General features: G+C 35.3%; 20 protein-coding genes and 1 pseudogene. 7 read left to right on the plus strand and 14 right to left on the minus strand.

The window, feature by feature from the left end; genetic code table 11:
- Nucleotides 1-29: 29 nt before the first annotated feature.
- The 6 genes from PRVXT_RS09545 to PRVXT_RS09570 form a co-directional block, all read right to left on the minus strand.
- Nucleotides 30-527 (minus strand): DUF456 domain-containing protein, encoded by a 498-nt coding sequence (locus tag PRVXT_RS09545; RefSeq protein WP_350342647.1) that lies wholly within the window; start codon nt 525-527, stop codon nt 30-32.
- 22 nt (nt 528-549) lie between these two features.
- On the minus strand, nt 550-1,050 hold the full coding sequence (locus PRVXT_RS09550; protein ID WP_350342648.1) for a flavodoxin family protein: 501 nt from the start codon (nt 1,048-1,050) through the stop codon (nt 550-552).
- Nucleotides 1,051-2,226 (minus strand): metallophosphoesterase, encoded by a 1,176-nt coding sequence (locus PRVXT_RS09555; RefSeq protein ID WP_350342649.1) that lies wholly within the window; start codon nt 2,224-2,226, stop codon nt 1,051-1,053.
- A 193-nt stretch (nt 2,227-2,419) separates the two neighbouring features.
- Nucleotides 2,420-2,563 carry a hypothetical protein gene (locus PRVXT_RS09560; RefSeq protein ID WP_350342650.1) on the minus strand — a complete coding sequence of 48 codons (144 nt, stop codon included), beginning with the start codon at nt 2,561-2,563 and terminating at the stop codon, nt 2,420-2,422.
- 147 nt (nt 2,564-2,710) lie between these two features.
- A complete protein-coding gene (locus PRVXT_RS09565) occupies nt 2,711-3,994 on the minus strand; it encodes a chloride channel protein (protein ID WP_350342651.1) in 1,284 nt (427 codons plus the stop codon).
- Nucleotides 3,995-4,451: 457 nt separating this feature from the next.
- Nucleotides 4,452-6,275, minus strand: coding sequence for a methyl-accepting chemotaxis protein (locus PRVXT_RS09570; RefSeq protein WP_350342652.1), 1,824 nt, complete (start codon nt 6,273-6,275; stop codon nt 4,452-4,454).
- 180 nt (nt 6,276-6,455) lie between these two features.
- Here PRVXT_RS09570 and nifJ point away from each other — a divergent pair, with 180 nt between their 5' ends.
- Together nifJ and PRVXT_RS09580 are read left to right on the plus strand one after the other, a co-directional pair.
- On the plus strand, nt 6,456-9,947 hold the full coding sequence (gene nifJ, locus PRVXT_RS09575) for a pyruvate:ferredoxin (flavodoxin) oxidoreductase (protein ID WP_350345144.1): 3,492 nt from the start codon (nt 6,456-6,458) through the stop codon (nt 9,945-9,947).
- A gap of 67 nt (nt 9,948-10,014) precedes the next feature.
- Entirely contained in the window at nt 10,015-10,818 is an 804-nt protein-coding gene (locus PRVXT_RS09580; protein WP_350342653.1) for a dimethylarginine dimethylaminohydrolase family protein, read from the plus strand.
- A gap of 13 nt (nt 10,819-10,831) precedes the next feature.
- Here PRVXT_RS09580 and PRVXT_RS09585 read toward each other — a convergent pair whose 3' ends face one another.
- Nucleotides 10,832-12,271: a hypothetical protein gene (locus PRVXT_RS09585; RefSeq protein ID WP_350342654.1), complete on the minus strand. Its 1,440-nt coding sequence runs from the start codon at nt 12,269-12,271 to the stop codon at nt 10,832-10,834.
- A gap of 131 nt (nt 12,272-12,402) precedes the next feature.
- Here PRVXT_RS09585 and PRVXT_RS09590 point away from each other — a divergent pair, with 131 nt between their 5' ends.
- The gene (locus PRVXT_RS09590; RefSeq protein ID WP_350342655.1) at nt 12,403-13,176 is read left to right on the plus strand and encodes a threonine/serine exporter family protein; all 774 of its coding nucleotides are present in this window, start codon (nt 12,403-12,405) and stop codon (nt 13,174-13,176) included.
- Nucleotides 13,177-13,187: 11 nt separating this feature from the next.
- The gene (locus PRVXT_RS09595) at nt 13,188-13,628 is read left to right on the plus strand and encodes a threonine/serine exporter family protein (RefSeq protein ID WP_350342656.1); all 441 of its coding nucleotides are present in this window, start codon (nt 13,188-13,190) and stop codon (nt 13,626-13,628) included.
- A 56-nt stretch (nt 13,629-13,684) separates the two neighbouring features.
- Here the strand turns inward: PRVXT_RS09595 and PRVXT_RS09600 are convergent, their stop codons facing one another.
- The 3 genes from PRVXT_RS09600 to PRVXT_RS09610 form a co-directional block, all read right to left on the minus strand.
- Nucleotides 13,685-14,383 (minus strand): M23 family metallopeptidase, encoded by a 699-nt coding sequence (locus tag PRVXT_RS09600; protein WP_350342657.1) that lies wholly within the window; start codon nt 14,381-14,383, stop codon nt 13,685-13,687.
- A gap of 284 nt (nt 14,384-14,667) precedes the next feature.
- The gene (locus PRVXT_RS09605) at nt 14,668-14,832 is read right to left on the minus strand and encodes a hypothetical protein (RefSeq protein WP_350342658.1); all 165 of its coding nucleotides are present in this window, start codon (nt 14,830-14,832) and stop codon (nt 14,668-14,670) included.
- A gap of 598 nt (nt 14,833-15,430) precedes the next feature.
- Nucleotides 15,431-15,850 carry an IS110 family transposase gene (locus PRVXT_RS09610; protein ID WP_350342659.1) on the minus strand — a complete coding sequence of 140 codons (420 nt, stop codon included), beginning with the start codon at nt 15,848-15,850 and terminating at the stop codon, nt 15,431-15,433.
- Nucleotides 15,851-16,188: 338 nt separating this feature from the next.
- Between PRVXT_RS09610 and PRVXT_RS09615 the strand changes: the two genes are divergently transcribed.
- The 3 genes and pseudogenes from PRVXT_RS09615 to PRVXT_RS09625 form a co-directional block, all read left to right on the plus strand.
- Nucleotides 16,189-16,386 carry an LITAF-like zinc ribbon domain-containing protein gene (locus PRVXT_RS09615; protein ID WP_350342660.1) on the plus strand — a complete coding sequence of 66 codons (198 nt, stop codon included), beginning with the start codon at nt 16,189-16,191 and terminating at the stop codon, nt 16,384-16,386.
- Nucleotides 16,386-16,757: a DUF2085 domain-containing protein gene (locus tag PRVXT_RS09620; RefSeq protein WP_350342661.1), complete on the plus strand. Its 372-nt coding sequence runs from the start codon at nt 16,386-16,388 to the stop codon at nt 16,755-16,757. The genes PRVXT_RS09615 and PRVXT_RS09620 overlap by 1 nt, the downstream gene beginning before the upstream one ends.
- Before the next feature lie 502 nt (nt 16,758-17,259).
- Nucleotides 17,260-17,604, plus strand: a pseudogene (locus PRVXT_RS09625) (transposase); the annotation flags it as partial.
- 76 nt (nt 17,605-17,680) lie between these two features.
- On the opposite strand, the gene PRVXT_RS09630 reads toward PRVXT_RS09625, so the two are convergent.
- The 4 genes from PRVXT_RS09630 to PRVXT_RS09645 form a co-directional block, all read right to left on the minus strand.
- Nucleotides 17,681-17,887 (minus strand): hypothetical protein, encoded by a 207-nt coding sequence (locus tag PRVXT_RS09630; protein WP_434064292.1) that lies wholly within the window; start codon nt 17,885-17,887, stop codon nt 17,681-17,683.
- Between the two features lie 181 nt (nt 17,888-18,068).
- A complete protein-coding gene (locus PRVXT_RS09635) occupies nt 18,069-18,224 on the minus strand; it encodes a hypothetical protein (RefSeq protein ID WP_350342662.1) in 156 nt (51 codons plus the stop codon).
- A gap of 194 nt (nt 18,225-18,418) precedes the next feature.
- Nucleotides 18,419-20,206, minus strand: a complete 1,788-nt coding sequence (locus PRVXT_RS09640) for a MutS family DNA mismatch repair protein (protein WP_350342663.1) — start codon at nt 20,204-20,206, stop codon at nt 18,419-18,421.
- 151 nt (nt 20,207-20,357) lie between these two features.
- On the minus strand, nt 20,358-20,519 hold the full coding sequence (locus PRVXT_RS09645) for a CDIF630_02480 family spore surface protein (RefSeq protein WP_350342664.1): 162 nt from the start codon (nt 20,517-20,519) through the stop codon (nt 20,358-20,360).
- Between the last annotated feature and the right edge of the window lie 29 nt (nt 20,520-20,548).

Below are 20,548 nucleotides of genomic sequence, written 5' to 3' on the forward strand. Positions count from 1 at the left end.
CAGTCCTCACCAAAGTGTGAGGTCGGGACTTAATTTATGAAAAAAAATATTAAATTATAAATTGCGGTAATAACAAATAAAATCCAAACAATTAGCTTGGCAGCAACTGTGGTTACATATCCTAGCAAAGATCCTAAAGCTATATTAGCAGCTTTTTTCCAGTGATATCCATGTATGAGCTCTCCTATAAAAGCACCAGCAAAGCAACCTATCAGCATACCTGGCAAATTAAATACTATAAATCCTATAACCATCCCTAAAATATTGCCAATTAGCCCAGCTCTAGATCCTCCTTTAAGCTTTACACCTACAGTTGACGCTAGATAATCAAACACAAAAACAAAAAGGCTTAAAATAGACAAAACTACAAAAATTCCTGTTGAAACTTCAAAGATCTCCCACCACCAAAAATCTAAAGCCAGTAATAGCCACAGCAACTGTAAAGATGGAATTCCAGGAATAAAAATACCCACCATAGCAACGGCCAGGGCAGCTAACACAGCTATAACAATTAATATGGCCCCCATATTAACTCCTCCCCACAATTATTTATAAGTTTATCAGTTGCTGCAACTCTTTAGCCCAATTAACAATTAGCTGTTGGTTTTCATCTTTATCCTTAGTTGCTGGCTCAAAAAAGTCTGTCTGAGAAGTCACTTTGTTTCCATCTAAAACACGAGCTAAATTTTTAAGAGTTTTTCCAACTTGCCCACCATGGCAACAAAACATTGCAATATTTTTGTCTTTTATTTTATTTTCTTTTAGAAAAGTTCTTATGGGAGGAGAGTATGTCCAAGCCCAAACTGGGGTGCCTATTATTATGTTAGAGTAATCATCCACACTAACATTTATAGACTGTATTTGAGGCTCTTTACCCATAAAAACTTGTGTTCCTCCCCAAAAATACCTTTTAAACTTACCACCAGTAATTTCTTTAACTGGCTCTATTCTAACAACGTCCACTTCACCATCTAAGTTATCTGCTAAGGTCTCTGCAACCAACTTACAGTTTCCATCCAAAGAGTAGTAAACAACTAATGTTTTATTCATTTAACTCTCCCCTTTATCCTCTAGATTTAATGTTATTTGGACTATCTCTGCTTTATGTCCAGTTCTAATAGGTGGCCCCCACGTTCCTGCCCCTGAGGTAACAATACTGGTAAACTCCCCTTTTTTTCGTAACCCCCAATGATTTTCAAAAAATAGGGAGGTAAAAAAGTTGTTAGGAAACAGCTGCCCTCTATGAGTATGACCAGAAAGCTGCAAATCCACACCTATTTTTCTAGCTTCCTCTAATTTAGTAGGCTGGTGAGTCAATAATATAACAGGATTATCAAAATTTATATCATTCATCCAAGATTTTAAAGGCTTTTGAGCATGACCACAGTACCTTGCACCCGTTGGATCTATTCTACCAGCAATAATCAAACCATCCATAATATTCACATGCTCATCAACTAAAACTTTTATATTTGCTCGTTGAAGACTATCTATTATTTTAGCGTGACCTCCTCCAAAATAATCATGGTTTCCCAAAACAGCATAGATCCCTATTTTAGCAGATAATTTAGCAAAAGTTTTCTCCATCTTTTGCTGAATAAAAGGACGAACATCTTCATCAACCACATCACCTAATATAGTTATTATATCAGGCTCTAAACCGTTAATTTCATCTACAAATTTTTGTAACATATTATTGTCCACAATTGTCCCTAGATGAAGGTCTGAAATTACTACTATATTAATTTTATCATACTTTGAAAGGCTTTTAGAAATATTTACATTATATCTATTAATTTCAATCTGACTAGCATTTTTATAGCCTCGCACTATTAATAAAGACATAAAAGTCAAAAATAAAATTCCAAACCAAAGCAAAAATACCTCATTATCCCAAAGAGAAAAGTTTGGTTTAAAAATCCTTGTCACTAATATTGCTAAATCAATAATTATAAAACTAATTAAAAAGTAAAATAACAACGCTAACCAATATGCCCCCACTATTTTTGCCCTTCTAATGGTTATTGATGGGAATAACTGGTTAAAAACTCTAGAAATTATATATGTATAGACCACTATCCAAAAGAACATCCAATAAAGAACTGGCTCTAAAAAAGGAAGCAATGTATTAACAAATGCCCCCAATCTAAGACCGACATAAAGGTTAATTACAGTATAAACTGCTATAAAAACAACTACTATTATAGAAAAGATTATCTTCCTCATTTGATAACCCTCACCCCCAAATAACAAAATAATAACCCCTACTATACTGCTTTCCAGTAAAGAAGGAGTAAAAATAAGCAAAACTCATTTTATCCAACAACTATATTCTATACAATTTTACACAATTTATCTATATATTTTTCAAAAGTTAACACCTACCGTCTTATCCTTCTATTTGCTTTTTTTCTAGATGTCATTTTTGTTTTAACTGAATATTTTGAGATCCAATATTATATATAATAATTTTTTGAGCAACACTAAACCCAACTACAGTGCCTATAGTAGCTGGTACAGCTAGGTGTAGCCCCACCAATTCAACCAAGCGATTAACAACCATTTTACTACACTAAAGCTAATAAGTTGATTCATATCCCCCAGCCTCTCATTAAAGCAAACTATAATTTAATTATAATACAATATCACATAATCAACAAACAAATTTAAAGACCCATCCTTAACTTTCGTTTTAGTTAAGGATGGGTCTTTAATGTTCCTGTAAGTTTCTATCACTTTTCCTAATTGCTTTATTCTTTTTAAATTCTGCTCCCTCTCTGGAGGAAATATTATAAATCACTGAACTTTGAGCGACTGCATATCCCATTACGCTACCTATAGTAGCTGGAACTCCCAATTGAAGCCCCACCATTTCTACCAACATTATTGCAGCAGCAATGGGTACATTTGCTATCCCAGACAAAGAGGCTGCCATACCAGCTATAACTAATGAAGCAGACAAGCCAGGATCTCCTACTGCGACAAAGCCTGAAACTATATTTCCACATACAGCACCGATAAATAAAGCTGGAATAACTAGTCCCCCACTACCTCCAGAAGACACTGTAAAAGACGTTGCTAACATTTTAGCAAACAATATTAATATCAAAGCTGTTATAGAAACCTTGTAATCTATCAAATACTGAATAATAGAAGTTCCTGTTCCTGCAGCTTCTGAAACAAAGAAAATTACTAAACCTGTCATTATACCACCCAAAATAGGATGAAGCTTAGGCATAGGAAGGTTTTGAAATACCTTACCTGTAATGCTAAAAATTTTCATAAAAATTAACGAAGCTATACCTGATAAAAAACCAACTAACACAAAAAAAGGGACATTTTCAACACTTGGCAGAAAATCTGGAATGAGAAATAAGGGCTCTCCACTTTTAACCATTGCAAAAATAACAAATCCAAATGTAGAAGATAAAATAGCAGGAAACAAATCGTAATACGGAAGTGAGGACTTATATAGAATTTCAACCACAAATATTCCCCCACCTAAAGGAGAACGAAATATGGCACCAACAGCTCCTGCAGCTCCACAGATAGTTAGTTTTCTATGATCATCTTTGGTCAAATGCTTCTTCAAAATTGGTATTTTTCTAACTAAATTATCTAAGCACCCTCCTATGACCAACATAGGCCCTTCAACCCCACCACTCCCTTGAAACCCTAAGGTGGTAGCTGTAGCAAGCACCTTACTAAACAAGGTTTTTGTTTTAAACTGATATTCTTTTCTTTTATTTACCGCTAATAAATATTTATCTGTTCCAAATCCAGCCGCTTCGTCATCCCATAAGTAAATAAGGGAAAGTAAGCAGCCTCCAAATATAGGAGCTAACCAAATTGGAAACACCCCTCCTACACTCTCCATCAAATCAATACTGCTTCTCAAAACATAAGCTGAAAGGCCGCCACCAACCCCCATAAGAGTAGCTATAGTTAGCCATTTAACCATGTATCCACTTATAAACTGAAACTTTTTAGGCATGTCATCAAATCCTTTTTATATTAAATGAAATCTAATATTAACATTCCTTTAAATCAAGGTCAATAACCTATACTTTTTTCGAAAAAGTAAGATTTTAAATTAAATAACTAAAAAAACATTACTTTTATTTTGGAAAAACTATAAAATAGCTTGGTCAAAGATAAAACTTTAATTATTTTGCTAATGGGTTACTTAACAATGCTCAATTTTAAAATGAGGACACTTTAACCTTTACCAAGAGGAGCAATAAACCCGGCATCATATCTAATTTCAAGTCCAACTCTTAATCCCAGCAGAATGAGCAAGTATCGACGTTTTCGTGGCTAATTAATGCTTTGTCCCAAGTCAACAGCGCCAAGTTAAGCACACGTTCAGGCGCACCTAAAAAAACCTACTGAACCAAAAAATAAAATTTTTGGTTCAGTAGGTTAAATTACCTAACACAATTAACTTATAATTACACTTTAAATCGTCCCACTGATTTCTTAAGATCAGCAGCCAGCTCCGCCAACTGCTTGCTACTTATTTTAATTTCTTCCATAGATGCAGCTTGCTCCTCTGTAGCTCCAGATATGCTTTCCATTTCTTCTGCTACTTTTTCACTAGAATTTTTAACTTCGTTGATTGAGTTTTGAACCTCAATAGTACCACTGTCCAGCTGCCTGGCCATATCTGCTGTAGTCTCTATTTCTTTACTAACCTTATCAATTATAGCTGTTATATGGGCAAATGATTGATTGGCCATCTTTATGGTCTCCATACCGGCATCCACATCAGCTTTATTCTCGTTAATTTTTTCTACGGTACTGCTAACATTATTTTTATTATCATCCACTATATTAGTAATCTTTTCTATAGCTTCTTTAGACTCCTCTGCTAGCACCCGCACCTCTTCTGCAACAACTCCAAAACCTTTTCCAGCTTCTCCAGCCCTGGCTGCTTCAATTGATGCATTAAGAGCTAAGAGGTTAATTTGGTTGGAAATACTTTGTATCACATCCACTACTTCTGTTATTTGATCAGAGCTTGACTCAACTAAGTTAAGAGACTCTACCATTTTTCCCACTGAGCTGTTTATATTATTCATCTGATCATTAACTTTTGATATATTATCTGCACCTTCCATAGAGCTATTTTTCATCTCAGTGTTTAAACTAGCTATTTGATTTGCAGCTTTACTTAAATCATGGATAGATTCCACCATACTATTCATAGTATAAACTGCAGTATTCACCGCCTTTAGCTGGCTTTCTGCATCGCCGTTAACCTGCTCAGCAGAAGATGACACCTGGTTATTTGCTTTGCTGACTTCTTCTGCTCCACTATAAAGCTCAGTAGAACTTTCTGATAGCGATTCGGATTTTTGTAATATTTCCTTAAGCATCACAGATATAGAAGAAATTATGCTGTCAACACTCCTGGCTACGTCGCCAACCTCATCTTTCCTCTTTAAAGTTTTATCATCAAGCTTATTTGTGAAATCACCACTGGCCAACTGTTTTGAGTTAGTTACCACTATGCGCAATGGTTTGGTAATAGTTTTTGATAAAACGAAGGCTGCTACAACACCTACTATTATCGCTACTATAAAGTATCTAGCTAAAAACCTTCTTAACACAGAAATAATATGTAGAAAATCCCTTTCTAGCTCGGCATACATATTTTCAATTGAATCTAGGTCATTATCACTAATAAATTCTGCACTTAATCCTGCTTCTTGTATTTCAATAATAAGTTCAGTAATACTTAAACCACCTAAATCTCCTAACAACTCATAACCATTAACTTCTCCAATTAACATTCCCACCACTTGTCCATCTTCCATTATGGGAGTTGACATTAGAACCTGAGCATTCTCTTTTTGAAAACTAGTTTGTGATATAACATTTTCCCCCGTAATACCAGCTAAAAAAATCTCTTCATCTGATAAATCTTTTTCTCTACCGTCCACAAAAATAGCATTGCCCTCTTGATCTACAACAGCAAAACTAGTAAAACCACTGACATACCTTTTTTCATTTAACTTATTTTCCCACTCTTCCTCTTCGATTGCTATTTTACTTGCGATGCCTTCTAAAAGCTCAAACTGTTCATTAACCTTGATTTCAAGAAGCTCATTTAAATCTTCAGTTCGATTAGCCGCAATGTTTTCCACTTCAGAAGCTAAAAAACTCCCGGTCACTCTCACTGTTAAATAACCTAGCACTGCGGTTACTAACAAAATAACTACTATAAACGAAATTGCCATTTTTAGTCCTAAAGTAACTTTAAATTCTCTCATATCCATAACTCCTTATCTGTTAGTTGTCATACAACATAAATTCGACATTTTTTTTATTTTACCTTTTTTATGTTTTTAATTTCTATTTTAAATATCTTTTAATGTTGTTGAGCACAATAATGCTAACAGTAATTTCTATAAAAAGGAGAGTTGAGATTGAATAATAAAAAATTTAAAACAATGGATGGAAATGAAGCAGCAGCGTATGTCTCATATGCCTTTACCGACGTCGCTGCAATTTACCCAATCACCCCATCTTCTCCCATGGCAGAGGGTGTAGATGAGTGGGCAGCCCACGGCAAAAAAAACATTTTTGGCCAACAAGTTAAAGTGGCTCAACTTCAATCAGAAGGAGGGGCAGCTGGCGCTGTACATGGATCTTTACAAGCTGGAGCGCTGACTACTACATACACCGCATCCCAAGGCTTGTTACTTATGATTCCTAATATGTACAAAATCGCTGGCGAGCTACTTCCTTGTGTGTTTCATGTCAGCGCCCGAGCTTTGGCTACTCATGCCCTTTCAATCTTTGGCGACCATCAAGACGTTATGGCGACCCGCCAAACAGGATTTGCTCTTTTAGCTTCCTGTAGCGTTCAAGAAACTATGGATCTAGGCGCCATCTCCCACCTTGCGACGATAAAGTCTAGAATTCCATTTCTGCATTTTTTTGATGGTTTTAGAACATCTCATGAATATCAAAAAATTGAAATCATTGATTATAATGTATTCGATGAACTGGTTGATAACGAAGCTATCAAAGAGTTTAGAAAAAGAGCTCTCAACCCTAACGCACCAGTAACTAGAGGCACTGCACAAAATCCAGACATATACTTCCAGGGTAGAGAGGTTTCAAACCCATTTTTTGAGAAAGTTCCCGATGTAGTCGCTCATTATATGGAGGTTTTAGGCAAACGTACTGGCCGAATGTACAAGCCATTTGACTATTATGGAGCAGAAGATGCTGGTAAAGTAATAATTGCTATGGGCTCTATATGTGAAACCATAGAAGAAACTATAGATTATCTTACAGAACAGGGAGAAAAGGTAGGTATAGTAAAAGTTAGATTATATCGTCCCTTTTCAGCAAAGCACTTTTTTGAAGTCATGCCTAAAACTGTAAAGAAAATCGCAGTGTTAGACAGAACCAAAGAACCAGGTGCTGTTGGCGAGCCATTATACGAGGATATTAAGAGCTTATATTATAACCGAGAAGCACTAACTATTGTTGGTGGCCGTTATGGCCTGGGCTCTAAGGATACTACTCCCTCCCACATTAAAATTGTATATGATAATCTCGACAAAAAAGAACCAAAGAATGGTTTTACCATAGGAATAAAAGATGATGTCACCTTCACTTCTTTAAATGTAGATAAGGAAGTAAACACCACTCCAAAGGGAACCGTAAGTTGTAAATTCTGGGGCTTGGGTTCAGATGGTACCGTAGGAGCTAACAAAACAGCGATAAAAATTATCGGCGACAATACCGATATGTATGCACAGGGTTATTTTTCCTACGACAGTAAAAAGTCAGGCGGAACAACCATATCTCACCTTCGTTTTGGAGATAGACCAATTAAGTCTCCATACTTAATAAGGCAGCCTGATTTTGTAGCCTGTCACAATCCAGCATACGTTAACCAATATGAAATACTAGAAGGTTTGAAACCAAAGGGAACTTTTGTGCTAAACTGCCCATGGTCAGATGAAGAATTAGATGGTTTTCTACCTACCTCAATAAAAAAGTATCTTGCAGAGAACGATATAAACTTTTACACCATTGATGCTGTTGAAATTGCTGAAAAAATTGGCCTAGGTGGTCGAATCAACATGATAATGCAAGCTGCTTTTTTTAAGCTTGCAGAAGTCATTCCACTAGAAGATGCCATTAAATATTTAAAAGATGCTATAAGCGATGTATATGGTAAAAAAGGTGAGAAAATAGTAACCATGAACCACAAAGCAGTTGATGCAGGAATTGAAAAGCTAAGACGTGTGTCAGTTCCAGCTCAGTGGTCAGAAGCATCAGAGCAAGAAAGTAACAAAGATTATCCCGGATTCATAGGAGAAGTTATGAGACCTATGGCAAAACACAAAGGAGATAATTTGCCGGTAAGCTCCTTTTTAAGCCGAGAAGATGGAACTTTCCCCCACGGCACAACAGCTTATGAAAAGCGAGGCATAGCTGTTACAGTCCCAAAATGGATAAAAGAGAATTGTATCCAGTGTAATCAATGCTCATACATCTGTCCCCACTCTGTCATTAGGCCAATGCTGCCTACAGAACAAGAGTTAAAAAAAGCACCTGAGGATTTTCCAGTGGTAGATGCAAAGGGCAAAGGGTTTGATGACGTAAAATACAGTTTGCAGATCTCTCCAATGGATTGCACAGGCTGTGCCAACTGTGCAGATATTTGTCCCGCTCCAAAAAAAGCATTAGAAATGAAAGAAGCTGGCCAGCAAATGGATGCCACCAACCACATTTGGGAATATGCTATCGAGAACATAAGTCCTAAACAGGATAAATTAAACAAGTTTACTTTAAAAGGGAGCCAATTCAATAGGCCTCTCCTAGAGTTTTCTGGGGCATGTGCAGGTTGTGGTGAAACTGCTTATGTAAAACTTTTAACTCAGCTATACGGAGAAAGAATGATGATAGCTAATGCCACCGGCTGTTCTTCAATTTGGGGCGCAAGTGCTCCCGCTACATCATACTGCAAAAACAGCGAAGGTAAAGGACCTGCTTGGGCAAACTCTTTGTTTGAAGACAATGCAGAGTTCGGTTATGGTATGGTGTTAGCAGAACGTCAATGTAGAGATAGACTAGAAGATCTTATGAGGGATGGATTAAAAGCAGATTTACCTGCTGACTATAAACTAGCTATGGAGAAATGGCTTGAATACAAAGATGACGGAGAAATGTCCAAAGAGCCTTCTGAAAAGCTAATTCAGTTAATTGAAGCCAACACCTTGGGAAATTACATCTTAGAAGAAATTAAAGACAAAAAACAGTTTTTAATAAAACGCTCTCACTGGGCAATAGGCGGTGATGGCTGGGCCTATGATATTGGATACGGTGGACTTGATCATGTAATAGCATCTGGTGAGGACATAAACATACTGGTTATGGACACAGAAATTTATTCAAATACTGGAGGTCAATCTTCCAAAGCTACACCTACTGCTGCCGTTGCCAAGTTTTCTGCTTCAGGCAAAAAAATCAGAAAAAAAGATTTGGGTATGATGGCTATAAGCTACGGGTATGTCTATGTGGCGCAGGTTTCTATGGGCGCTAACATGAACCATGTAGCAAAAGTTATGAAAGAAGCTGAAAGTTACAAAGGCCCCTCTCTAGTTATCTGTTATGCCCCTTGCGTAAGTCACGGTATCAAAACAGGTATGGGCACAACAGTAGCACAAGAAAAAAAAGCTGTTGAGTCTGGATATTGGCACTTGTACCGGTATGATCCCCGGCTAAAAGAAGAGGGCAAAAACCCTTTTATGCTTGACAGCAAAGAACCTTCTACCTCCTTCAAAGATTTCTTACACAGCGAAATCCGTTATTCTCAGATAATGAACACCTTTCCAGATATAGCAGAAGAGTTATTTGAAGCAGCAGAGAAAAGTGCCAAAGAACGTTATCAAACATATAAACAACTAACTGAAAAATAAATGCTAAAAATGGTGGCGGCTTTTTAGCCGCCATCTTTTTAGCTTAAAAGTCAAGGAGTTGAGAAAATTGAATATATCCATATCAAACTGCTACAGTCAATTAAATACTGGCCTTATGGTGTTTCCAACTGAAATTAAAATAACTACTGAAAATGAGAAAAAGTATAACTTTGATAAACTATTAGCTTGTAATCAGTACAACTTTTTATTAAACACACTGTTTGATTACGGCTTAGTAATTAGATTTTTAGAACAGAAAAATAGTCCCCACCAAATTTTTACAAGAGATATTGGCTTTATCATTGAGAACATAATGTTTATATCTAAAATGTCCCAGCTTAGCAGACAACAAGAAACTCAAAGTCTCATTAAATTCGCTGCACAATATAATTTACGAACATACCAAATGGAAAACTATGCTGAAGGTGGCGATGTTTTTGTTCAAGATAACAACATAATTATCGGCATCGGAGAAAGAACTACAGAGGATGCAGCTAATGAAATCAAATCTGTTTTATCCGCAACAAACTCCAGTTACAATATTATTAAAGCATATTTTGATTTATCGTTAATTCACCTAGATTGTGCCTTTAATATTCTTGATAACAACTCATGTATCATAAGTGATGGTCTGTTTAATCCTGAAGAGATTACTCCATTATTCTCAACCATAATTAAAGCCCCCTTAGACACAAATACCTTAGGCGCTAACATCATCAATCTTGGAAATAAAAGAATTTTATGTAGCTGTCAAAATTTAGCTACTACACTAAATAACAGTGAATTTTGCTGCAAATACATTGACTATAGCGAAGTTACAAAGGTGGGCGGTGGACTAGGCTGTAGTCTACTTCCTATTCAAAGAGCATAGCTTTACACAGTAGTTATTCTTTTAGAGTATGTCTCATCTGATGAACAGCAGCTACAGCCTGTTTTTTGTTTTTTATAGTGCCATCAATTTGTTGAAGCTTTATTTTTCTTAACACCATTCCAACATCTTCCGATTGGGGTATATCTAACAGTTCCATTATTTCATCTCCAGTAATTAATTTCGGTAATCTATTTAACTTATTATTAACTTCAATTGTTTTTCCCAATAATTCATAAATAAAATCATGCTGGTCCTTTGGACACTTATCTCCCCTAGCCTCGTAAGTAGCAGATACATCAGCTAAAGCTAAAAGCAATATTCCTATTGAATGTATTCCTACCTTATGAACAAATCTTCTCAGTCCTTTTTCACTAACCTTTCCGTTGTTATACATCTGGAGAGGATACATATGATAATTTACTAACAATTTTAGTAAATACTTCTCTTCATTGCTTATAGTAATAAATCGTAAATAGTCTTTGATGACGAAATTACCTAACTTATGATGGCTATAAAATGTTATTCTCCCGTCATCTTTTATTTCTTTACAATAAGGTTTCCCGATGTCATGAAAAAAACCAGCTAGCTTTAAGGTAGTATATAGCGGATACCCCCGTTTAAAATTTTTATGTAAATAGCCAAAGACCTGCTCTTCTATATTTTTAGGGAATTCATGATAATGAATAACTTTATTTAAATGACTAAACACCCTTAAGCTGTGGTTATATACGTTTTCCACATGATGATAATTTTGTTCTGTATCTCTTAAATGCTGAATCTTAGGAAATAAGCTATCAATAACACCCAAACTATCCAGCAACATCAAGCCTTTTTCCGCATTCTCACTGGATAACATCTGCCATAATTCATCAGCTACCCTTTCCTTACTACAAGCTTGAATCATTTTATGGTCTTTTTGGGCCTTTCTTTCAAAACCTTTATCTAAGTTAAAGTCAAGGACCGCTGCCAGCCTTATCCCTCTTAGCAGTCTAATAGGATCAGCATCTATATTTTTATCGCTGATAGCCACAATCTTTTTTTCTCTAATATGTTTTTTACCTTCAACTATATCGATTATATTATCCTGCCACACTTCCGACTTTAAATAATCAGTAACACTAATAGCCATGGCATTAACAGTGAAATCCCTATTCGTTAAATCAGCTTCGATGGTGTCTGATGTAAAACTACTTATATCAATTGTAATTTTATTATTTTTATCAACCACCCTATACACTTCATTGCTTTTATCTAAAGTTACTAAACTGCCATCGAAAACCTCAGAAAGTCTTTGAGCAAAACTTTTTCCATTTTTGCATATTAAATCAACATCTTTGCATTCTCTACCCGCTAGTGCATCTCTTACAAAACCACCAACCAAGTAAACATCACCAAACTCTTTGTGGGCAACTTCATTGATTTTGTCTAAAGTCTTTTTTAACAAAAAATACATAAACATACTCCTTTTTTCATAATTATATCCATTGTATATTATTTTTTCTAAGCACTCAACAAAACACCTATTTGAAATTATTAATAATAATGTTATAATAACAAAATCATAAATAAGAAGTAGGGATTGATATGGAAAACAAACAAACGTCAAAAAAGGCCGTTATTATAGCTTTATACGCAGGAGAAATTATGCTAAAAAACGGAGCGGAAACCTATAGGGTTGAAGAGACTATGTGCTATATATTAAAAGCTCTAGGTATTAAGCATGCCGAAAGCTTTGTTACTCCTACAGGAATTTTCCTGTCGTCAGATAGCCCCCATGACCAAAACCCTTACTCTATTGTAAAAAGAATACGAAACAGAAAAATTAACTTAACTGCCGTTTCGGAAGTCAATACCTTTTCCAGGGAAATGGTAGCAGGAAATATAAAAATAGATGATGCTATGAGCATCCTCAGAACAATAGACCACAAATCGGGATATAATCGCTATTTAAAGGCATTTGCAGCTGGACTATTAGCTGCCTCCTTTTCCATGCTTCTAGGAGGTACAATTAGGGATTTTGTACCTGCCTTTATTACCTCTTTGGCAGTACAAGCCACTGTACAACCCTTGGGCAAAAATGGGTTTTCTTTTTTTATAACTAATGTAGCTGGTGGATTTGTAGCTGCTTTTCTTGCCGTTATTTTGTGGAAGATGGGAATGGGAAATAATATAGACAAAACTATTATAGGTTCCATTATGACATTAGTTCCAGGAGTGGCGATAACTAACGCCATCCGTGATTCTATTTCAGGCGACCTTATGTCGGGAACGTCTAGGGCTGCAGAAGCCTTTTTAGTTGCCATTGCCATTGCCACTGGAGTAGCCATCGCCCTTCAAATACTTAACCCAATTCTATAGAGGTGATTTAAATGTTAGAAAACTTTTTTTATGCAATTCTTGCTACCCTGGGATATTGCATCGTCTTTAATGTCCCAAAAAAATATCTTTTCCTTTCTTCCTTAGGAGGAGCATTGGGGTGGGTTACTTATATTTACTTTTATCAACGTTTAGGGTCGTCAGTAACATCCGTTTTTGTCGCCGCCTCATTAGTGGCATTATGGGGAGAAATTCTATCTGTAAAAATTAAAGATCTAGTAACCATATTTGTTATTCCTGGCATAATTCCTTTAGTTCCAGGATCAGGTATGTATTATACTATGATTGCCATCATGGACCAAGACTTTGAACAAGCGGCTATAATTGGTACAGAAGCTGTTTTTATAGCTCTATCCATAGCCTGTGGTATTATTCTAATATCCTCCATCTCTCGTTTAGTTCGTGGAAGAATCATTATGGGACTTAAACACTAAAGGGCTGTTTCTATCAGGTTTTTCCTGATAGAAACAGCCCTTTACTAAACTGGCATTTATTTATCTTCTAGCTCATTATATGCACAATCTACCTTAACAATATCACCTTTTATTAAAAATTCTCCGTCAAACAACATAGGGACCGGTTGCCCATTCCATGGATCATTTTTAGCAGCTTGTATATGCAAATGAGGTACCACAGCGTTACCTGATTTTCCAATTTTAGCTAAATGGTCACCCTTTTTTACTTTCTGTCCCTTTTCCACTATGATACTCCCATATTTAAGATGTGCCAGTACAATTTTAACATCATCTACATTTATAATTATGTGGTTACCCCAAAGATTCTCTGAATCACGATCATCAGGACCCATATCAGGATGCCCATCCTCAACATACTCTATAACTCCATCGGTAGGACTATATAATGTCACTTTATACATGGTAAAGTCATCTAAGGAAGTTGCTTCATCTACCTCTCTATCAATACCTGCTTCTCCAATCATATGAATATCCACAGCATAGCGCATCGAAACATTGATACCCAGTTTATTATATTTTTCATTCCAATAGTGATAATTCTGAGATTTTTGGTGACCCCCTTGGCCTATATAATACCTCCCCCCGTGCTCAAAAGGAAAATCTAAATATATAGATTCACCTTGATAATACCGAACTTCCTCTTGCTTATCATCATCCTTTGGTGCTGTACATCCCATAATTACAATTGCTATAATACCAATAACCCATAACAACTTAATATATCCCCACATATCTATCAAATCCCTTTTTATTTTTAATTATAATATTTTACAGTTTTTGTTTTGTTAAGCAAGTATTAACTTTTACTAATACAACCTTTCTCATAATCTATGCAATCTTAACTTTTAGGTTCTTACTATACTTCGCTTTTCTTCCCAAGAAAAAACACCTCCCAAGTAGAGAGGGCACTAAAAATCTGCCTATATTTCATTAAAAGAAAATAATTTTCACAAAAAAAGACGACTTTGGTTCAAGTTTTTGAATCCACAGTCGTCTTTTAATTATTTGATTGTGTCCTTTTGTCTATCTTTAATCCACTAGTTTCGAAATCCGCTTCAGGTTTACTGCAAACATCCGCAAATATCGATATAGCTCCTTGCATCTCCAAATTATATATATCCATGTATGGACTTAAATTCATTGACTGTGGCTTTTGGATCATGACATTCACCTACTTCTACTACTTCTAATTGATACTATAATTATACCTTTTTTTGCTTTTGTGAACTTTTTCAGTGGCCTCATAAGTAGAGATGTTTCACGAACTGCAATATTGCAGTCCTGAACATCCCGCTGGTTTTGTCAAGTATTTTTAACTTAGATAATATTTACTTATTTGCTTTTATATGTAAATAGTTGAACATATACTCCTACCATAAGAAAACAGCTTTTTAAAAACCAATTTATGCCGTTTTTGCCCATTCTTCTTTCCTGGTTTGATAATTACGGTTATGTTTGATCATACTCCATATAACTCTTGTTAAGTGCCGTCCTAATGAACGCAAAGCTTGGTTGTATTTTTTGCCTTCATCACGCTTCTTTTCGTAGTATGATTTAGATTCTGCAACCCTTCGTATATGAAGTCATCATAGCTCTCTTTGCATGCTTGTTAACCTGTTTAGGTGATTTTGTTCCTTCATACAAGCCAGAACTAGTTATCAAGGGGAGCCATGCCTAAATAGATAGCTATGTACTGTTTGTTGACGCCGGCGACTTATGCGCTTTAGTTTAGTTTCAATCTCAGAAATGTTGTGTGCCTGTTAAAGCACTTCCTTACCTTGTTCCATCATTGGGGCCATCATCATAAGGGTCACTATTTGTCTTGCATCCATGCGGTCATTTTTCTCTGGTGTAGCGAAGATTTCTTTAAAGCGGGCAAACTTTAGGTTATTAACATTTAGCAACATGTACCCTTTGTCTTTAACCATTTGATCTAGCGGCCGAGCATGGCCATTAGTTCCCTCCATACCAACAACTATGCCTGATACTTCATAATCTTGTACAAAAGATGTTATTTGATTAAAGAAATACCTAAACCCTTTCTGGCTATGGGGTATCTCAAAATCCTTTAAAATATCTCCTGCTAAGCCTATAGCTACATGATGATTGTAATAACCTACGTCTACTAGCAGAGCCACTTCCCATAAGGACGGCATCATCCCGGTCAACGTTACGGACACAACAAAAACGAGGGCGGCATTTCAGGACTGAGTTAACTCATTTCTGAGCAACTGACCCCGCGAGCCACACCCCCGTTTGGTTATCATTATATCAATTTATATTATAATTTAAAGGGGTGTGACTAAATTTTTATAAAGAATCAGACCCTTTTAGTCATAAATTTATATATATTCTTAGGGGCCTATCTCATATTTCCATGGTAGACCCCAAGATTTTTCAATTTTTTTTTACTTTCTACATAAGTAAACATTGTTTTACAAAAAACATTCAAACTATTGATGCATTTTAAAATATAATGTATAATTACCTTATATTTCTAACTGGGAGGGGATTTTAAATGGAGCAAAATGATAAAAAAGTTGCTTGTCCAAAATGTGATAATGATGAACTTCAGGCAATCAGTGATACCCATGGAAAAGGAGCTAGTTTTTGGAAACTCTGCCTTTGTGGTATCTTAGGTTTATGTGGGGCAGGCAAAACAAAAACTGACCATTACTGGGTTTGTAAAAACTGTGGAAATAAATTTAAGATGTAATGACTAATAGTGATAAAAGATGGGTTAAGTTGATGAATGGTTTTGATAAATATTGGGGATGTCATCAGCTGCCTGGAAGAAGTTTTTTTTATAATAACTACCAACTTCCTGTTTGTTCCAGATGTACAGGGATAATTATTGGCGAATTATTATCGTTTTTATGGTTTATTATGGGAATTAGATTTAGTTGGCTTTTTTTACTTATGTTAATGATACCAATGGTTGTAGATGGGATGCTGCAACTTACAACATCATATTTGTCCAGTAATATAAAACGGGTATCTACAGGAATATTATTTGGCATAGGCTTTATGCAAATATTATTAATAGCGATAATTAAGCTCTTCTCTTTAATACAGTCATTGCTATAATTTTTAATTTAAATTATAAAACAATCTAAATATATACAAAAAAGAGGCTAAAGCCCTCTTTTTAAAGCTTACTCTCTAAAAGCATAAAATATGATGGGAAGTCGAGGAATACCACATTAGTACATCCAATGTCCGCAGGCAGTGAGTTACCTGCTACAGTCGGTGAAGTGCAGCCTCTCCAGTAGAAGAACCAAACCTCTGTCCCAACCGTAGAGGGGAATTCATTCCCCGTAGTATGAATGGTTACAACATGGGCAATCGTTTAACAACCGCTTAACCATCGCTCGACAATCGTTTGCCATTGTTAAAAGGAAAGGATGCTGCAATTTGCGACACCCCATTTGTCTAGTAAGGGAGTATAAATAATTTTGTGTAATTGGAATTTTTACTGTTTCAGAATATCTAGAGTTTTATCAGCATCAGCAATATTTTTCCTATGCCTGGGTAAAATATTCACAGCTCTTACTTACTAGGAGGATAAGGCACTACTGAAGAGTAACCTGAATATGCTTTTGAAGAATACAAGGAAAAGTGGGGCAAAAACACCTGATAATTATAAAATCATGGGAAAAGAATTGGGATGAACTGACTTCATATTTTAAGTATCCAAGTGAAATTCGAAACTAATTTATACCAGCAATACCATAGAAGCTTATCATAGGCAACTTAGGAAGGTTACTAAAACTAAAACACCGTATCCAAATGATGAAGAATTAGAAAAAATAATATACTTATCCACTATGGATATTTCTAAAAAGTGGGCCAACCACTTAGATTTTGGAGACAGTGTATTTCACAATTGGCAATATATTTTGATGACAGACTTGACTCAGAATTAGCGATATAAGAATCTGGGCTGTCGCCCAGAAGTTTATCGCTTTATGTTCTCCCGAAGATAAAAAAGATAAAGAGGCAAAACCTCTTTATCTTCGGCAAAAGCTTACTAGGCGTTCAGATAGCTTTTCTACCGTTATTGTGGCAGTATTTATCTTTAGTTCACTATACACAAAAGAGAAATCTATCATATCGTTAATTTTACGAAATACATTATCCTTTGGAACGACTAAATTATATATATCCATGTATGAACTTAAATTCATTGACTGTTGATTTTGAATCATGACATTCACCTACTTCTAATTGATACTATAATTATACAGCAAAAAAGGTATAATTTCCTTGAGTTTTAAGAAATTATACCTTTTTTTGCTTTTGTGAACTTTTTCAGGGCCTCCCAAGTACATAGTCTAATTTTAACTATTTAGACTGTTACTTGGGAAGTATTATATAATAATGGAAACCTTTTCTACGTTATTTATTGCGACACCTTTTACAAACCTTTGCATCAACTTTACTTGTATTATTATCATAAAGTAACTTTATCCCTTCTGTTTCACAAATAGGGCAGGTTCCTCTTCCTCTATTAGGCATTTCTAAAGTTCCCTTACCTCGATTCGCTTTACCCATTTTCATCACTCCTACTTCAATTTTAAAATATAGACACCATCTTTGACATATAATATCTCCACTTTTTTACTAATTATGCCATCTAAAATTGGACACCCATGCTTAATATTATAAACATCAAAAAAGGACTGACTCAGCCGCTATATAGCGCTTGAGCTAGCCCATTTTTAATAACATTGCTTCTTTAAATTTAACTAGACATCTATCCCCATCTTTTTCATCAAATACTTTGCATTAAATGTTTTTGCTACCCCTTCTCTTAGCTTATAGTCAAACTTTATATCATCATTTATATAATGCTCTGTAAAGTGGTAGTTTTTTAATTTAATTTCATTTTCTAGATCCGCTAATTCCAAATCATGGGTAGAAACTAAACCCATAGCTTTATAATTGTACAATTCTTTTATTAAAGCCTTAGCTCCAGCATGACGATCCTTAGAATTAGTTCCTTTAAATATCTCATCCAGCAAAAACAGAACTCTTTTACCTTCTTTAGCATGCTGTAAAATATTCCGCACCCTTTTAAGCTCTGCATAAAAAGAAGATACGTTGCTATTTATATCATCTTGAACTCTCATAGAAGTGCATATTTCCATGGGAGATATTGTGAATTCATTGGCACAAACTTTAGCTCCACAAAAAGCTAGCAATGAGTTAATACCCACTGTTCTTAGATAGGTACTTTTCCCTGACATATTAGAGCCTGTAATCATTAATATAGGCGAATTATCTGATATAGCTATATCATTTGTTACTCTTTCTTTTTTCCTAATCAAGGGATGCCCAACATTTTCCCCCATTATTTGAGCTCTATTGGTAATTGTAGGAACTGTCCAATCGCTGTTTTCAAAGTTTAACACCGCAAAAGAGCTTAATTCATCAAAGCTAGCCAAAACTTCAATATACACATCTACCTTTGCTCCATGCTCCCTTTTCCATCTATTAAGACCTAACAAGCAATGAGTATCCCATAAAGTTAATATGTTAAATAAAAAATACCACTGTTGAAACCTTATAGACAGCAATGACATCACTTTATCCAACGCCTTTAATTTCTCACTGGCATTTCCCTGCCTAGATAATCTTTTTTGAAGTTTTATCAGCAAAGGCGATTTAAAATTATGATTCTCTATCAACTCTATTAAATGGGCATTTGCAGTAATTTGGTCTTTATATTTCCCTAGTTGCTGTAGTTTTTCTCCTACTTTGGCAAAAATACTTATTGCAATTAAAGTTTGTATAATAGCTACCATAGCAAAAGGAGCTAACATTCCACTAGTATATGAAAAATAGGCAGCCGCTAAAGTTAGAATAGGGAAAAATCTTAGTACAGAATAAAAAAAACTGCTTTCTACCTTTTCTTTAGTCCAGTTAATTAGTTCTGTAGGATCAATTAAGCTATCCTTAAAGATTAAACCGTAGCCCTGAAGGTTTTGCCTAAAATCTACAGCTTCTGCCAATTCCTGTATTGCGTCTTGTCTATAATTGATGAGTTCAATATCCTGAGGAGGTTTTTTTAATATATTAGTAAACTTTTGTCTTCCCAAAAAAGTAGTGGTTGAGTTAATCCATTGATAAAGAGAGTTTTTGCCAAAAACATCTAAGTCATATGTAAAAAAATGATGTTCATCTATATACTCATCCCCTTGATCACTAAACTCTCTCCACTTACCTTCAAGCCTTTCAATCCCCTGCTTGTTTAGCTGAGCTAGCATACTTAAGTACTTTTCTTTTTCCTTCACCTTGCCATGAACCACTATAAAAACAATAAAGAGTATAACAAAAAAAACACCTATATAGTTTTCATATCCATAAAGACCTGGAATAAAAAGAGGTGAAATAAATCCAAATAAAGCTAGTAAAGCTGTTAACAATCTTAGATTGCTATAAAGTGAACTTTTCTTTTGCTGACTTTTATACTGTTTATGGTAATTCTTATGCCGATTATTATATACCTTTTTTGCATTATCCAAAGTTTCCATCACTCCTTACCTTAAAAACACATAAACGATTTTATAAAGATATAATTTCCCCATACTTATTATACACGCTATTAAAGGTAATTGGCAAATTTTATTTAATTAAAGTTTTGATAAACAAAATGGCACCCTCACTGGGAGAATGCCATTTTTGCTATTTTTCGTTGCTATCAACCCATTCTTTAGCATTTTTAACTTCCAGCTCAGTAGGAAGGTGTACCTTTGAATGAGTTTTAATCTTTCCCCTGTTATTTAACGGAGCGGATTGCTGATTCTCTACGGGTCTGCGCAACCTATTACCCTTGTTTTGTCTCATATTGCTACCTCCTTAAATAACTCAGGATA

Origin of the sequence: Proteinivorax tanatarense, from assembly GCF_040267685.1 — a bacterium.
Taxonomy (GTDB): Bacteria; Bacillota; Proteinivoracia; order Proteinivoracales; family Proteinivoracaceae; genus Proteinivorax; species Proteinivorax tanatarense.

What these genes read in the sequence shown, in the direction of transcription:
- PRVXT_RS09565 (WP_350342651.1), bottom strand. Translation starts at nt 3,994, where the DNA reads ATGCCTAAAAAGTTTCAGTTTATAAGTGGATACATGGTTAAATGGCTA.
- PRVXT_RS09550 (WP_350342648.1), bottom strand. Translation starts at nt 1,050, where the DNA reads ATGAATAAAACATTAGTTGTTTACTACTCTTTGGATGGAAACTGTAAG.
- PRVXT_RS09645 (WP_350342664.1), bottom strand. Translation starts at nt 20,519, where the DNA reads ATGAGACAAAACAAGGGTAATAGGTTGCGCAGACCCGTAGAGAATCAG.
- PRVXT_RS09570 (WP_350342652.1), bottom strand. Translation starts at nt 6,275, where the DNA reads ATGAGAGAATTTAAAGTTACTTTAGGACTAAAAATGGCAATTTCGTTT.
- nifJ (WP_350345144.1), top strand. Translation starts at nt 6,456, where the DNA reads ATGGATGGAAATGAAGCAGCAGCGTATGTCTCATATGCCTTTACCGAC.
- PRVXT_RS09585 (WP_350342654.1), bottom strand. Translation starts at nt 12,271, where the DNA reads ATGTATTTTTTGTTAAAAAAGACTTTAGACAAAATCAATGAAGTTGCC.
- PRVXT_RS09615 (WP_350342660.1), top strand. Translation starts at nt 16,189, where the DNA reads ATGGAGCAAAATGATAAAAAAGTTGCTTGTCCAAAATGTGATAATGAT.
- PRVXT_RS09620 (WP_350342661.1), top strand. Translation starts at nt 16,386, where the DNA reads ATGACTAATAGTGATAAAAGATGGGTTAAGTTGATGAATGGTTTTGAT.
- PRVXT_RS09635 (WP_350342662.1), bottom strand. Translation starts at nt 18,224, where the DNA reads ATGGGTAAAGCGAATCGAGGTAAGGGAACTTTAGAAATGCCTAATAGA.
- PRVXT_RS09590 (WP_350342655.1), top strand. Translation starts at nt 12,403, where the DNA reads ATGGAAAACAAACAAACGTCAAAAAAGGCCGTTATTATAGCTTTATAC.
- PRVXT_RS09555 (WP_350342649.1), bottom strand. Translation starts at nt 2,226, where the DNA reads ATGAGGAAGATAATCTTTTCTATAATAGTAGTTGTTTTTATAGCAGTT.
- PRVXT_RS09595 (WP_350342656.1), top strand. Translation starts at nt 13,188, where the DNA reads ATGTTAGAAAACTTTTTTTATGCAATTCTTGCTACCCTGGGATATTGC.
- PRVXT_RS09605 (WP_350342658.1), bottom strand. Translation starts at nt 14,832, where the DNA reads ATGATCCAAAAGCCACAGTCAATGAATTTAAGTCCATACATGGATATA.
- PRVXT_RS09560 (WP_350342650.1), bottom strand. Translation starts at nt 2,563, where the DNA reads ATGGTTGTTAATCGCTTGGTTGAATTGGTGGGGCTACACCTAGCTGTA.
- PRVXT_RS09640 (WP_350342663.1), bottom strand. Translation starts at nt 20,206, where the DNA reads ATGGAAACTTTGGATAATGCAAAAAAGGTATATAATAATCGGCATAAG.
- PRVXT_RS09545 (WP_350342647.1), bottom strand. Translation starts at nt 527, where the DNA reads ATGGGGGCCATATTAATTGTTATAGCTGTGTTAGCTGCCCTGGCCGTT.